Genomic DNA, 14807 nt, shown 5'->3' with positions numbered 1-14807 from the left:
ATAGAAAGGAATCTCAACGCCAGAATTTATTTTTGCTGGTTTTGCCAATGCCGGAATTAAAACTGTTGGTTGGATCAAGTTGTTTAAAGTGAGTCACGTAATCATCCGAAGCATGATATAAGTGCCCCACATTATGTTCTGCAGGATATTTTGCGCCACGCTGTTCGAGATAAGGAATCATTTTTTCCTTAAATTCCAAAGCATTATAACCTTCTTTTAAAATGTAGTCCTGATGAACGACATAGCAGAAAAAATGACTACAGCAGGATTTTAGTTCAACTTGTGCTGCCAGTTCGGGGGGTAAATCCAATGTAAAATGATCATCATTGGCTGGAAGTGCGACATCAAAGGCCACAAGGCGCTGATCAGTTGAAATGTTCTTGCTTTCACAATAATAAATTGTACAGCCACCTACGGCAAAACGAATGAGAAAAGCATTTTTCGCTTCTTCCGGTGTACAGTTAAAAAAATTACCTTCATGTTGTGCAAAAAACTCTTGTAGCAGTTGTTGCATTTCCTGTTGATTTTTTACATCAGTTTTTAATATTAAATGATGCTCAAATTGTTGGTAATATTCCCAGATTCGAGGTTCGACATGATGTCTGGTCATGCGATTGGCAAATTGAATCAGACGATCTGCACCATTATCCGGCATGAAAGGAATGGCTTTAAATAAGCGGTCTATTGTATTTTTAAAGTGAAATAGTTCCGGAATACGTGCAGCACCAAATTTATCAATGGCACGATACATGTGTTTGGCATAATGTACAGTGAGTTCAAAAGCAGAACGATGAATATATTCGGCTTGCATTGGCAAATCAGTAAGTTTTTGCAGCAGAAACCGTCTTAATGCCACAAAAACGGCTTCACTGTTACTACCAATATAAAATGTTTCTGTTGCTTCAGGTGCCTCGAATGTCGGCAAACGTACGGCAAAGACTGCTAACTTACCGGAACAACCAGCACTGTCGTGTAAGTATTTCGGATTACCATTAAAGCGGGTAGGTTGAGACGAATCAACATTTCTCAGATTATCTGCATAATCTTCTGCCCAGAGCTTTCCTTCCCAATCAGGTTGATCCCCATATTGATAGTGTTGTTGTTCCAGATTTTTCAGGATATCTTCGGGAGTTTCTCCCAAGGCAATGCCTAAATGATTTACCAGTTGTAATTGACCATTAGTATCAATTTGTGCGAACAAAGATTTTTCGGTAAACGCAGGCCCTCGATGTAACAGTGAACCACCGGAATTATTACAAATTCCGCCAATTACAGAAGCCCCAATACATGATGAACCAATAACTGAATGCGGCTCACGATCGAAAGTTTTTAAAGCCTGTTCAAGTTCAGTCAAAGTACTACCCGGAAAAGCAATCACCTGTTTTCCGTCATCAATGACCTGAATTGCCTTAATTTTTCGGGTACTGATAATGACAATATCTCGATCATAATCATCACCATCTGGTGTAGAGCCACCTGTGACACCAGTATTGGCAGCTTGCATTAAAATAATGACATCATGTGTGACACAGATATTGAGAATTTGCCACATTTGTAGCAAGGTTTCGGGAATAATGACTGCCAGAGCTTTTCCATGTCCCAGACGAAAACCTTTGACATAAGGTTCCAAAGCAGCAGGTTGATATAAAACCTGATGTGTGCCAACAACTTGATGAAATTCATTAAAAAGTTGTTGATGGGCTGATGACATGGTGTTCTCCCACTGAGCTGAAATAGATAAGTTAAAATTTTAACAGTTTTGATTTGTCTGTGTCAGATGTATTGCTATTGTATGGTAACGGTTGGCGTAGTAAAAATAATGCAGCAATGGCTGCTACCAGAATCATTGGTAGACTTGACGCAATCACAAAGGCTTCATTTTGTCCCATACTTAGTAAATAGCCTGCGATTAATGGCCCAGTAAATGAGCCTATTCGACCTACAGCAACTGCTGCGCCTACACCTGAGCCGCGCATATGTGTGGGATAATATTTTGCAGCCAGACTATATAGAATTGATTGGCAACCAATGATAAATAAACCACTACACGCAGCAGCGAAGATTAACGTATGGCTTTGAGCTGAAAAAGCTAAACCGCTGAGAGACGCTAAAATACCCAAATATACGAGTGTAATGACGATATGTTTATTGATTCTATCTAATAATATTCCCAGGACAAGTGCACCAATGGCACCTCCTAGATTAAAGCCGATTTGTACATAATTACTGGTTGCTTTTGAGGCACCCAGATTAGTCATTAGGGTAGGTAACCAGTTCTGTAATAAAGTGAGGACCAGTAAGGTTCCAAAAAAGCTCAACCATAAACAAAGCGTGATAAAAATTCGTTGTTTACTAAAGATTGCATGCATAAATCCGATTTTTTCGGATAGAACAGATTGCTGTTTTAACGCCAGATAATCTCGGGATTCAGGTAATAACCAGATTAAAAAAGGTACAAGTAAAATAGGACAGATGCCACCAAAATAAAAAATATGCCGCCATTCGTGATCTGCATTTAAAGACAATGCCACCACTGAACTTAGAATTCCACCAACAGGCATACCACAATACATTATACTTACAGCAGTTGCTTTATGCCGTTCGGAAACAGCTTCAGAAACCAATGTAATGACTAAAGGTAATGCGCCACCCATTCCCAGACCAGTTAAAAAACGGATAAGAATGAGTAAGTCAAAATGTCCGACAAAAGGTGTACATAAGGACATGACACCAAACAAAAAAATACAGGTAATCAGCACATTTTTACGACCAAAAATATCTGCACAACGCCCAGCCAATAAAGCCCCTGGCAGTGTTCCCAATACTGCGGCACTAAAGATCCATGCCATTTGAGAATTTTCCAGCCCCATTTCAGCTTTCATTCGTGGTGCTGCAACGCCCATTGACTGCAAGTCAAATCCTTCCAGAATGGCAATGATAAAACACAGAAATAGCGTATAAATGGTGGTGGTCAAAACAGTCCGTTGTTGCATGGCAGGTTCCATCATGATGATTGAATTTTCAGGGTTAGCAGTATAAAAAAATTGATGTGGATTGTATAAAAAAAATCAGGAAATTGCATTTACTGATATTTTTCTTAAAAAATGAATAGATCAGGGCAGACGATGGGATCAGGCACAAGTTTAGTGATTATTTTCATGTATCATGCCATGAAATAGTGGAAATGCAGGAATGTAAACATTATGCAAATTGCTCAACAGAGTACAACTATCCGTAATATGATCATTGCTAGTGCAATTATTTTGGCACTTTCATTGGGGATTCGACATGCATTTGCCTTATATCTTGAGCCAATGAGCCATCATTTTGGCTGGGGGCATCAGGTATTTAGTTTGGCAATTGCATCACAAAATTTAATTTGGGGATTGGCACAACCTTTTACCGGTGCTTTGGCAGATCGTTATGGTAGTCGAATCGTTGTTGCAATAGGTGGATTACTTTATATGATTGGGCTTGCCATAATGGCGGTTAGTTCAACAGGAATATTGCTAAATTTAAGTCTGGGATTAATTTTAGGTATTGCACTTTCGGCAACATCTTTTTCGGTATTACTATCTGCCATTGGTCGAATGGTGGTTGCAGAAAAGCGCAGTATGGCCATGGGAATTGCTAGCGCGGCAGGCTCATTTGGACAATTTATTATGTTGCCATCGACATTGATGTTGATCCAGTATTTTGGTTGGTCTGCAGCATTATTGGTCAGTGCAGTTCTGGTGGCCTTGATTTTGCCGCTTAGTTTTTGGATTAGATCTCCGGTGATAGGTAAGCAAAAAGCCTTTGCTAATAAAGCTGATCTGACTTTAAAGCAAATATTAAATATTGCACGTCATCATCGTCCATTTTGGTGGTTATCTCTAGGATTTTTGGTGTGTGGTTTTCAAGTGGTTTTTCTTGGAATTCATTTACCAGGATATTTGATTGATCATGGTTATGATGCCAAAACAGGAACAATTTTTCTGGCGTTGGTTGGTTTATTTAATGTGATTGGTACCTATGGCGCAGGCTGGTTAGGAGATCGTTATTGCAAAGCTAGATTACTGACTTATCTATATGGATTAAGAGGTGTAGCGATGATCTTGTTCTTATTATTACCATTAAGTGTATATAGTGTATATGCTTTTGGTATCGTTATGGGATTGTTGTGGTTATCAACAGTTCCTTTAACCAATGGATTGGTTGCTAATATGTTTGGAGTTAAATATTTGTCTATGCTAAGCGGTATGGTATTTTTAACCCATCAAATTGGTTCTTTTCTGGGTGGATATCTAGGTGGTTTAAATCATGACCTTACTGGAGATTATTACTATGTATGGTTGTTTTCAATTCTTCTGAGTGGATTTGGGGTGGTTATTCATTTCTTTGTCAGTGATCACTCAGCGTTGCCAAAGCAGGAATAGTGCATGAAGATTATGTCTTTTATTCTCTTGTTATTGTTAGGGCTATCAGTATTTCTATGGGTACAAACACCTGATTTATTTGATTATATGAGCCACGTGTTTTGTGCCTGAAACGTACTGAATATTTAGAGATCTGATTTATCCGGTTAATTGTACAAGCTCGGAGTTTAGTCTATAGATATCTACATCTTTTTGAGTGGATATGCTAATGCAAATTTAACCATACTTTTTAAATCATTAATCGAATGCTGTTAATTCAAGGAAACAAGATGCCAAACTTAAAAGTAGCCGTAGTTAAGCATGTAAAAAACAAATATCAGATAGCACCAGACTACCCCTGGAGCAAATATCCAGATTATGCTGCACTAAGACATCATGGAACGAAGAAATGGTTTGCGCTCTTGATGAATGTTCCCAGAAACAAGCTTGGACTTGAAGGGACGGATGGAATTGATGTATTGAATGTGAAGTGTAGACCAGAAATCGTGGGTTCCTTACGTCTGGCACAAGGGTATTTACCAGCATATCACATGAATAAAGAGCACTGGCTTACGGTACTTCTTGATAATACTGTTCCAGAAAAAGAAATTTTTGAATTGATTGACGATAGTTACTATCTCACTGGGCATGATTAATAGCTCATATTCTAGTAACTCGAAAGGCAGTGCCGTGCAGATTTGCAATAAGAGAATAGTCGTGTATATTTTTTATGTATATACGATTATTAATTGAATCAGGCACTAAACTGACGGCTATTCCCCATAATTTATATTGTGGTTTATGTGCAAAAGATGTGCTTGAACTGGCATAAAACGCATTGTCTAGACAATATACCAACCAGTTGGTTTATGGGACAAAATCGGGTGAAATTCGGATTACCCCCCCATACTCTGAAACGTCCTAAAAAACCTAAAAGGGCATCCTTTTTTGTCAAATAAGCAAGTTTGGAAATATAGACAGCATAGGATTCTTGTCTAGATTACGATTCCCTCAACCACTGGGTGGATTGAGGGAATCTATCAGTTATAGATCAAATAATTTACCTGGATTCATGATGTCATTTGGATCAAAGACTTGTTTCAATGCTTTCATATAGGCAATTTCTTCTGCCGAACGGGTATAGCCCAAATATGGTTTTTTGGTCATTCCCACACCATGCTCGGCAGAGATAGAGCCGTTGTATTTTTTTACAGTATCAAACACATGTTTATTCACAATCTGACATTTTGCAAAGAATTCATCTTTGCTTAGATCTTCAGGTTTTAGAATGTTTAAGTGCAGATTTCCATCACCGATATGACCAAACCAGCAAATTTCAAAATCAGGATAATTTTCCTGAACAATCGCGTCAATTTCTTTAATAAATGCTGGAACATGGGTAATTAACACCGAAATGTCATTTTTATACGGTGTAAATGGTGCAATTGATTCCGAAATATCTTCACGTAGGCGCCATAAATTATGTAATTGATCCAGACTTTGACTCATCACACCATCAAGCACCCAGCCTTGTTCCATACAATGTTCAAAAATTTCCATGGCCTTATCCATGATAGGTTCATAAGGCGCTTCAAATTCAAGCAAAACATAAAATGGACATTGAGTTTCAAATGGGCGTTGGACATGACCATTGTCCAATACTTTTTGCATTGACAATTCACCAAAGAATTCAAAGGCGGTCAGATCAATTTTGCTTTGGAATGCATGTAATACAGGCATGACTGCATCAAAATCAGGCACACCCAATACCATAACCTGTAAGTCGTGCGGTTGGCGTTCCAGTTTGATTTCTGCTTCAGTTACAATGCCCAGCGTACCTTCACCACCAATAAATAAGTGTTGTAATGCATAGCCCGTAGCATTTTTAATCATACCTTTGTTCAGATGTAATACATCACCTTTTCCTGTAACTACGGTCAACCCTAAAATCCAGTTGCGTGTCATTCCATATTTGATGACTTTGATACCACCAGCATTGGTTCCAATATTGCCACCAATTTGTGATGAGCCTGATGAGGCAAAATCAACCGGATAATAAAAACCGTTTTCTTTAGCAAAATTCTGTAATTGTTCGGTGATGATTCCAGCCTGCACGTGTACCATACGATCTGCTGGATAAAAGTTTAAAACTTTATTCATGCGATCTGTGCTGATGACCATTTCGCCATTGGCTGCTACAGCTCCGGCAGAAAGTCCGGTACGACCACCTGAGGGTGTAATGGCAATATTGAATTCGTTAGCAACCTTTACCAGTGCAGCAACTTCTTCAGTTGTCGCAGGAAAAACCACAACCGATGGGTCTGGAGCAAAGTGTTTTGTATGATCCTTGCCCCAAGTCAATAGGGTATCAGTGTCGGTTTTAACACGTTGTTCACCAACGATAGAACGGATGGTATTCAGAAAATCGGCAGATAAATTGACTGGAGCATTCATAAGAGATGAACCTAATAACAATTAAACAAGTTATGAGCAATATGGTATCATACTGCGACCAAAATATTTGGCCTTTATAACGGAGACGTAATGAGCCAGCATCTTTCTCTTCCTAAAGATAAAATCCGTTTCTTGCTATTAGAAGGCGTTCATCAAAACGCTATTGATACGTTAAACGCTGCGGGTTATACCAATATTGATTATCGTAAAACTGCACTTGAAGGCGAAGCATTAAAAGACGCCGTCAAAGAAGCACATTTTATTGGGATCCGTTCACGCACTCAGTTAACTGAAGAAGTTTTTGAAGCAGCAAATAAACTGATTGCTGTGGGGTGTTTCTGTATCGGAACCAATCAGGTAAATCTAAATGCTGCAATGGTGCGGGGTATTCCTGTTTTTAATGCGCCATATTCCAACACACGTTCAGTTGCTGAACTTGTGCTTGCCGAAACCATTCTTCTATTGCGCCGTGTACCTGAAAAATCAAAAACAACACATGCGGGCGGCTGGCAAAAATCAGCGGTAGGTTCTTTTGAAACTCGTGGTAAAACTCTGGGAATCGTAGGTTACGGTTCAATCGGTTCTCAGCTTTCTGTCTTGGCAGAAAGTCTGGGTATGCACGTGATTTATTATGATGTTGTGACCAAATTACCAATGGGAAATGCCCGTCAGGTTGGTTCAATGGCAGAGTTGCTGGCAAATGCTGACGTTGTAACTTTACATGTACCTGATGTACCATCAACCCGTAATTTCTTCGGAAAAGATCAGTTTGCGCAAATGAAAGAAGGCGCCATCTTCCTGAATGCGGCACGTGGTACTTGTGTGGTAATTGAAGATTTAGCCGATGCAATTAAATCTGGTCATATTGCCGGTGCTGCGGTTGACGTATTTCCGAAAGAACCAAAAGCCAATGGTGAGGAATTCCAGTCAGCATTACGTGGTTTGGATAATGTGATTTTGACACCGCATGTTGGTGGTTCAACCATGGAAGCACAGGCAAATATCGGTTTGGAAGTTGCTGAAAAATTTGTTGCCTATTCTGATAAAGGAATGACGCTGTCTGCGGTCAATTTCCCTGAAATTGCATTGCCATTAACCGAAGGCAAGCATCGTTTATTGCATATCCACAAAAATATTCCGGGTGTATTGTCCAAAATCAATACATTATTTGCTGAACATAATATCAATATTTCTGGTCAGCAATTGATGACTAAGGGTGACGTTGGTTATCTAGTGATTGATGTTGATGCTTCTGCATCTCAGGAAGCATTGGAAACCTTGCACAATGTAGAAGGCACAATCCGTGTACGTGTGTTGTTTTAAATAAAGCATTAATTAAAGCCACAGCTTCGGCTGTGGTTTTTTTATGGCTAAAGCTTTCTCCTATTCTCTTAAAGCATGGTGAATATCTGCTTAAGATTAGGTAATCAATGATTAAATCAATGGTAAATATATGTTCTCATCTCAATTAGGTGCCATGCTTTGTATGCTGATTTCGATGTTGTCCTATCAATTCAGCGCATCTTATGCAAAACATTTATTTGAAGTTTTAGATCCAACTTCGGTAACAGTATTAAGGTTGAGTTTTGCTTTTTTGATCATCTTTTTCATGTTACGTTCATGGCGTATCTGGAAAAAATTAGCCTTTGTGCAATGGCAAATTATCCTGTGCTATAGTTTGGCATTGGGATTGATGAATATTTGTTTCTACCATGCACTAAATGATTTACCACAGGGTATTGCAGTTGGGCTGGAATTTATTGGTCCATTAGGTTTGGCATTATTATCAGTAAAACAACGCAGTGATTTTATCTGGGTTGGGTGTGCAATTTTAGGCATTGTATTATTGATGCCGTGGACAGGTTATCAGCGTTTATCTTGGAGAGGTGTCGGATTTGCATTGAGTGCAGGTTTTTGCTGGGCGATGTATATTTATTTTGGACAAAAAGTCATTCGTCAGAATATTGGTATTCATAGTCTGACGTTGGGGATTGGACTTGCTGCCTTATGTCTTTTACCTTATGGGCTTTGGCAAAATTCAGCAGGAATTTTAAATACAATGTACTGGAAAAATGCTCTGATTCTTGCATTACTGGCAACGGCTATTCCTTATGCATTGGATTTGTATGCACTTAAATCGCTGAATCGATTGAGTTATGGCACCTTTACCAGTTTATCGCCTGCAATGGCTGCGATCGTAGGTATGTTGGTATTAGATGAATATCTTAGCCTGATTCAGTGGGTTGCATTATTTAGTATTATGCTGGCATCTATTGGGATCACACTGCGTAGTTATAGACAAAGAAAGAAATTGGGTGCATAACAAAAAATGCAGGGTAGGAGTTGATTTGATTAAAAAAATCAGGCTAGGGAGGAACTTCTAGCCTGACAAGAGGAGTAAGGTTTAAAGGTATTTTTGATACTCATTTAAATAGTTTTTAGCCAATTGCTGTTTATCCCGATCAGATAAAATTTTACCTGCTTGTTGAAAAAAACCATGTTCTTCTTCCTTTAAATGATGATGCACCACATCTGCCAGTTTCTTTGCTGTAGCCAACCAACCGGTATTGCTTAATTCAGTTTGTTCAAGTTGTTCTACCAACTCATCCATTTCGTGATGTTCTGAGAGTGCATGTCGGGTAATATCCAGACCTGTATCGTTAAACATCATGGGAATATAAAGATAACGATCTTCAGCCACAGAATGTGCATATAATTCCTGTTTTAACGCAGTAAAAATTTCCCTACGTTCCAGACTGTCCCCATGAGTGTCTAATAATTGCTGACACAATATACGTTGTTTATCGTGACTTTCTCGAAGTGCTTCAAAAATATTCATTTGATTGATTTCCTTATTGTAGCTAGTTTATAAAAATTGGCGAAATACAGGAAAATTTAACTGTTTTTCTATTGTATGAAAAATGAGCTTATTCGGTGTATAAAGCTTGCAATAATATGTTGATGCCATGTAAAACAATTGTATTGAATGGTTTTTTTTACGCTAAACTCAATTTTAAATGTAATTTAAAATTTGAATTTGAGGCTAGAGTAAAAGATCTGTCATACGTTACAATCAGCTTTTTATAATATGTTACAGGGATAAAATGATGACAATTGAGCCAACACTTGAACAACGTAAAGTTATTTATCGTTCACGTCGTGGTTTAAAGGAACTGGATATTTATTTTGACCCTTATGTTCGAGAACATTATCTATCTGCATCTGATGCAGAAAAAGCATTGTTTGCAGAACTGGTTGCAGCAGAAGATCCGGATTTACTCGATTGGTTTATGGCTGTATCTGAACCACCAAAACCAGAGCTTTCAGAATTGATCGAAAAAATGAAAAACAACGTTCATCAGGTTTGACCGATATGCAGCACACTCACCCCCGTCATTTTGATTTAGAGACAGGATTATTAAAATTACTGCTCATGATTACGGTGTTGTTGTGCTTGTTTTATGTTTTAAAGCAAAGTGTAGCTGTCTATTGGGCTTTGAGTATCGTGCTATTGACCGCATTATTCAGCTTTTATTTGCGTCCAAAATCTTCAATCCGGCGTTTAAGTCACTTAACTGAGGATCTATGGAGTTTAGAGGATCAATATCAACATCGTACACAACAACGATTATTAAAAATTCAGTCATTGGGTATTGCAGTTTTTTTGACATTTGTTGAAGAGCATACCCAAAATAAAACCACATTATGTATTATGCAGGATCAGTTAAATCATCAGCAATGGTGTCGGTTGCAGCGATTGGTAAGACATCAGTAGCATTAGGCATATCCTGATGAAAACAACCGCCATATCACCACTGATTATAGATTGCTTAATAAAATCCTTAATTTTTAAGTTGCTGTTGCAAATCTGCAATCTGCTGCTGTTTTAATTCAATAAGGCGATCCGCCGACTGGTGTTGCTGCTGTAATAGTTGTTTTTGTTCATGCAACTGTTTTTGCACATCTGCTAATTGCTGGAGTTCATCTTTAGCGAGAGCAGGATTTTCTGGGAGAGGTTGCTTGTCTAAATCATTTTGTACCAAAGCATTAAATGTCTGATCAATACTGGCAGGTTGCGCCGTTGATGCCGAGTTTGTGGCTTGTAACGACATTGCATCAGTGTTGCTTGTTGTATTTTGATTGCTTGATTTAGCACTAGGATTGACAGCAGTTTCTTTTTGTTGTGAAGGACTATTCAATGAAGAATAGGCAAAATAAATCAGTGCAGCAATGGCGAAAACGCCACAAATTGCCGCAAAAATCATCCAGACGGTTTTATTGCTTTGAGTATGATTTGACATGATGTTATTCTAAAAAAATCAAAAGTTTATTTCTTGCGTGGTCGAAACTGAATGACCCCAATTTCATCAGGCACGGCAGGCGCTTCATAGTCTACTTCAGTTGGACGCTTGTCCGTGTAATCACATTCGATACATTCAATCCACTCATCATTTTCGGTAGAGATCATCACGATACGATCCTGTGCCTGACATTTGGGGCATTTTGCACCCGCAATAAAGCGACGTTTCATCATGATGTCCTGTTCAAAAAGTTGTTCTAGTTTAACCAATTCAGATTTATTCGTCTAATTTTACCAGTGATAAAATTGGCAATGCATCGTTATCTCTGATGGGATAAAATAGATTGTGGCATATTTTTGCGCTAAATATAAAACAATCTGCTTGTGAAGTGTAATCACTTAAAAAATAAGCAAAAAATATTTATATTTTTTGCTTGACGATCGTTTTTTTTTATGATGGGGAAGTTTTAAGGGTGTTTTTTAATCATTTTTAGGGGCAAAAACAATGACATATCTACAAAGGCAGCAGCACTGAGCCACTCACCAGATTAAATTTTAAAAAATGAACAGTAAAAAAGGCTGAACAATGAGGATAGTACGCCCTCAGGGCTTTACTTTGGTTGAATTAATGGTTGTGATCGTGATTATTGCGATATTGGCAGCGATTGCATTACCGAGTTACCAAAATTACATCAAAAAATCTCATATTCAGGTGGCAAAATCATGAGGTCTGCCATGTCTAATTATTCAAAATTACAATAAGGTGCAGCCACAATTTTAATGATATTACTGGTGGGTTTTGCACTGGTTTTTATGGTATTGGGAACAGTCTATTATTTAAGTATGAAAAAGCAATTGGTAATCACTAGTCATGTCTTGGCCAATGCCCAGCAAGGAGCATGGACAGGCGTGGAAGTGGTACGGCAGTATTTGCAAAGTCGCACATCAGACCAGTTGGCAGAATACAAAACAACGAGCGAAACTGATCCAGAGCAATTAATCATTAATCTTCCTGCAGGCGCTAAAAATAAGATTGGTGCACAAATTATTAAAGCCATATCATATTCTGATGATAGTTATGACATCACCGCACAGATAACAAATAATAATACGCTTGCAAAATCAACGTCTACGATTGAGGTGGTTTATACATTATCAACAACTAATTCAGGAGTTGATCCTAGCAATGGAAAAATGAAAACAGAAATAACCTCCAAAATCAAATGGGCACGTTATTTATAGCATTTGGGTTCTAGGTGTTAAACGTAGAGCTGTTGAGTTTTAATTTTTAATCCCCTTGCGGAATATGTTGCTTAAGTAAGATTAAAAGGGGGTTTAAATGTTTTCGAAAGAGGTTGAGTCTATAAAAACCAGAATGGGAGCTTTGCTCTGCTCCCAAAAACTGGATACTTTTAGCCTAATTGGTCCAGCCACTATGACGTAATAAGGCATCAATTTTAGGTTCGCGTCCTCTAAATGCCTTAAATGCTTCCAGTGCATCAATTTGTCCACCGACAGCCAGAATGGATTGACGGAATGCTTGTCCGGTCTGGGCATTAAAAACGCCTTCCTGTTCAAAGCGATCAAAAGCATCACTGGCCAGAACTTCTGCCCATTTGTAGGAGTAGTATCCAGCCGCATAACCACCTGCAAAAATATGGCTAAAGCTGTACTGAAAACGATTGTATGCAGGGGTTGGTAAGACGGCAACTTTTTCCCGTACTTGATCCAAAATTTGTTGGATGCCTGCAACATCTGGGGCAGGAACAGTATCGTGGATATTCAGGTCAAACAGGGCAAATTCCAGTTGACGCAGGGTTTGCATTCCGGTTTGGAAATAACGTGCGGCAAATAGCGCTTCCAGTAATGCTTTGTCCAAAGGGTCGCCGGATTCAATGTGCGCGCTGATTAAATCGATACCTTGCTCTTCCCATGCCCAGAACTCCATAAATTGACTTGGGAGTTCTACCGCATCCCAAGCAACGGCATGCGTTCCTGCAACGCCGATATGGTCAGCTTCGGTAAGTATATGATGTAAGCCATGACCAAACTCATGGAACAGGGTGGTAATCTCATCATGGGTTAATTGTGCAGGTTGATTACCGACAGGTGGTGCGAAGTTACAGACCATAAATGCAACAGGTTTTTGATCCTGTGTCAGATCTTTGATTTTGGAGCGGAAACCACTCATCCATGCACCACCACGTTTTTGGTCTCGTGCATATAAGTCGAAATAGAAACCACCGATGACATTTCCATGTTCTTCTACTTCATAATATTTGGCATCCTTGTGCCAGACATCAGCCTGCTTTTGAATAATTTGAATGCCATACAATTTTTCGGCAATAGCAAACAAACCATTCACAACTTTATTGATTGGAAAATAAGGTTTTAAAGCTTCTTGTGATAGATTGAAGTTTTTCTGTTTTAGTTTTTCTGCATAATAACCACTATCCCAGGGTTGTAAAATGTCTATGTCATTCTGTGCAGCAAAATCTTTTAACTGGGCAATTTCTGCTTGTGCGGGCGCTTGTGCTTTATCGGCGAGATCCAGTAAAAATTCTCTGACTTTTTCAACACTAGGCGCCATTTTACGTGCCAGCGATAATTCGGCAAAAGTATTAAAGCCGAGTAATTTCGCCTGTTGTTCTCTTAATGCCAAAATTTCCTGCATGATTGGACCATTATCAAATGCTGTTTTACCGAGTTCAGAGGCTCGAGTGGTATAGGCTTGATACAAGGTTTCTCTTAGTTGACGATCATCTGCATAAGTCATAATGGCAAGATAGGCTGGAATATCTAGTGTCGCAGCAGCTTGTTGCAGACCTTTTTGTTGTCCATATTGCTGTAATAGCGCTTTGCTGCTTTCAGGTAAACCTTTGAGTTGAGCATCGTCTAACGCTAGAACATAATCCTGTGTTGCGTCCAAAACATGATTGGAAAAATCAGATGATAATTGCGATAAGCGTGCTGCAACTTTTGCAAATTCAGCTTTTTTATCTTGCGGTAGAGCAACTCCTGACAATTTAAAATCTTTAATTGCTTGACGGATCGCACTTTGCAAGGCTGGACGTAAAGTTTGAAATTGGGTTTGATCAGCCACAAATTGATAGTTTTGATACAGCGCTTCACTTTGCCCGATTTGGGTGTAGAAATCACTGATTTCAGGGAGTAAGGATTGATAAACTTCTCTTAACTCAGGTGTATTCATCACCGCATTAAGATGCGAGAGTACACCGAATTGCTCACTAAATTGATTTTCAAAATCATCAAAAGCATCAATGGTTGCTAGGGCTTCTGCAAAATTTTCACTCGCTTGTACTTGTTGTAGTAATTGCTGCCCTTGTTGTAGTAATTGCTGAATATTGTGTTTCAGATCCTCAATTTTGATTTGACTGAATTGAGGTAAGGGTAAAGTTGCAGCAGTTAATGTCATTGTTGTACTCTCTAAATAAGATCAATTTGCAATAATTCATTAGATAAGTGCTATTTAACAAGAAATCAAGCGTAATTTTTGCAACAGTATAAATTAATGGTCTATATATCCAGCTTCGTTGCAATCCTGTAGCCTATTTAATATGTAGATAAAAATAAACTAAAAAATGATCACTGATAAAGTGATGGTTTTTGAGTACAGTGATTTTGATGAATATTTT

14 protein-coding genes and 1 pseudogene are annotated in these 14807 nt (G+C 38.6%); 8 read left to right on the top strand and 7 right to left on the bottom strand.

Translation table 11 applies throughout. The annotated features are described in order from the left end of the window. Positions 1-13 precede the first annotated feature (13 nt). Both dld and mhpT read right to left on the bottom strand, forming a co-directional pair. Positions 14-1711, bottom strand: coding sequence for a D-lactate dehydrogenase (gene dld, locus F4V57_RS12215; protein WP_070070989.1), 1698 nt, complete (start codon positions 1709-1711; stop codon positions 14-16). A 31-nt stretch (positions 1712-1742) separates the two neighbouring features. After that, positions 1743-2993, bottom strand: coding sequence for a 3-(3-hydroxy-phenyl)propionate transporter MhpT (gene mhpT, locus F4V57_RS12210; protein ID WP_227515722.1), 1251 nt, complete (start codon positions 2991-2993; stop codon positions 1743-1745). 210 nt (positions 2994-3203) lie between these two features. On the opposite strand from mhpT, the gene F4V57_RS12205 reads away from it, so the two are divergent. Both F4V57_RS12205 and F4V57_RS12200 read left to right on the top strand, forming a co-directional pair. Continuing rightward, on the top strand, positions 3204-4418 hold the full coding sequence (locus F4V57_RS12205) for an MFS transporter (protein ID WP_070070987.1): 1215 nt from the start codon (positions 3204-3206) through the stop codon (positions 4416-4418). A gap of 269 nt (positions 4419-4687) precedes the next feature. Then, positions 4688-5053, top strand: coding sequence for an MmcQ/YjbR family DNA-binding protein (locus F4V57_RS12200; protein WP_070070986.1), 366 nt, complete (start codon positions 4688-4690; stop codon positions 5051-5053). Between the two features lie 388 nt (positions 5054-5441). Here F4V57_RS12200 and F4V57_RS12195 read toward each other — a convergent pair whose 3' ends face one another. Further along, complete coding sequence (locus tag F4V57_RS12195) at positions 5442-6851, bottom strand: FAD-binding oxidoreductase (protein ID WP_070070985.1); 1410 nt, start codon at positions 6849-6851, stop codon at positions 5442-5444. Between the two features lie 90 nt (positions 6852-6941). Between F4V57_RS12195 and serA the strand changes: the two genes are divergently transcribed. Then, the gene (gene serA, locus F4V57_RS12190) at positions 6942-8174 is read left to right on the top strand and encodes a phosphoglycerate dehydrogenase (RefSeq protein WP_070070984.1); all 1233 of its coding nucleotides are present in this window, start codon (positions 6942-6944) and stop codon (positions 8172-8174) included. 130 nt (positions 8175-8304) lie between these two features. Continuing rightward, the gene (locus F4V57_RS12185) at positions 8305-9174 is read left to right on the top strand and encodes an EamA family transporter (RefSeq protein WP_070070983.1); all 870 of its coding nucleotides are present in this window, start codon (positions 8305-8307) and stop codon (positions 9172-9174) included. An 81-nt stretch (positions 9175-9255) separates the two neighbouring features. Here F4V57_RS12185 and F4V57_RS12180 read toward each other — a convergent pair whose 3' ends face one another. Then, a complete protein-coding gene (locus F4V57_RS12180) occupies positions 9256-9690 on the bottom strand; it encodes a hemerythrin domain-containing protein (RefSeq protein ID WP_070070982.1) in 435 nt (144 codons plus the stop codon). 268 nt (positions 9691-9958) lie between these two features. Between F4V57_RS12180 and F4V57_RS12175 the strand changes: the two genes are divergently transcribed. Continuing rightward, positions 9959-10219 carry an FAD assembly factor SdhE gene (locus F4V57_RS12175; protein WP_070070981.1) on the top strand — a complete coding sequence of 87 codons (261 nt, stop codon included), beginning with the start codon at positions 9959-9961 and terminating at the stop codon, positions 10217-10219. A gap of 5 nt (positions 10220-10224) precedes the next feature. Further along, the gene (locus F4V57_RS12170; protein WP_070070980.1) at positions 10225-10626 is read left to right on the top strand and encodes a protein YgfX; all 402 of its coding nucleotides are present in this window, start codon (positions 10225-10227) and stop codon (positions 10624-10626) included. A 67-nt stretch (positions 10627-10693) separates the two neighbouring features. Here the strand turns inward: F4V57_RS12170 and F4V57_RS12165 are convergent, their stop codons facing one another. Both F4V57_RS12165 and F4V57_RS12160 read right to left on the bottom strand, forming a co-directional pair. Further along, entirely contained in the window at positions 10694-11152 is a 459-nt protein-coding gene (locus F4V57_RS12165) for a hypothetical protein (protein ID WP_141729292.1), read from the bottom strand. A 26-nt stretch (positions 11153-11178) separates the two neighbouring features. Then, positions 11179-11382, bottom strand: a complete 204-nt coding sequence (locus F4V57_RS12160) for a YheV family putative zinc ribbon protein (RefSeq protein WP_070070979.1) — start codon at positions 11380-11382, stop codon at positions 11179-11181. 355 nt (positions 11383-11737) lie between these two features. Here F4V57_RS12160 and F4V57_RS12155 point away from each other — a divergent pair. Together F4V57_RS12155 and F4V57_RS12150 are read left to right on the top strand one after the other, a co-directional pair. Further along, positions 11738-11872: pseudogene (locus tag F4V57_RS12155) on the top strand (prepilin-type N-terminal cleavage/methylation domain-containing protein); the annotation flags it as partial. A 59-nt stretch (positions 11873-11931) separates the two neighbouring features. Next, positions 11932-12393, top strand: coding sequence for a hypothetical protein (locus F4V57_RS12150; protein ID WP_070070978.1), 462 nt, complete (start codon positions 11932-11934; stop codon positions 12391-12393). A gap of 175 nt (positions 12394-12568) precedes the next feature. On the opposite strand, the gene F4V57_RS12145 is transcribed toward F4V57_RS12150, so the two are convergent. Continuing rightward, positions 12569-14587, bottom strand: coding sequence for a M3 family metallopeptidase (locus F4V57_RS12145; protein ID WP_070070977.1), 2019 nt, complete (start codon positions 14585-14587; stop codon positions 12569-12571). Between the last annotated feature and the right edge of the window lie 220 nt (positions 14588-14807).

Origin of the sequence: Acinetobacter qingfengensis, assembly GCF_008693185.1 — a bacterium.
GTDB classification, from domain to species: domain Bacteria; phylum Pseudomonadota; class Gammaproteobacteria; order Pseudomonadales; family Moraxellaceae; genus Acinetobacter; species Acinetobacter qingfengensis.
Note: the sequence above shows the minus strand (reverse complement) of the source record. Positions and strands in the feature narration are given on the sequence as shown.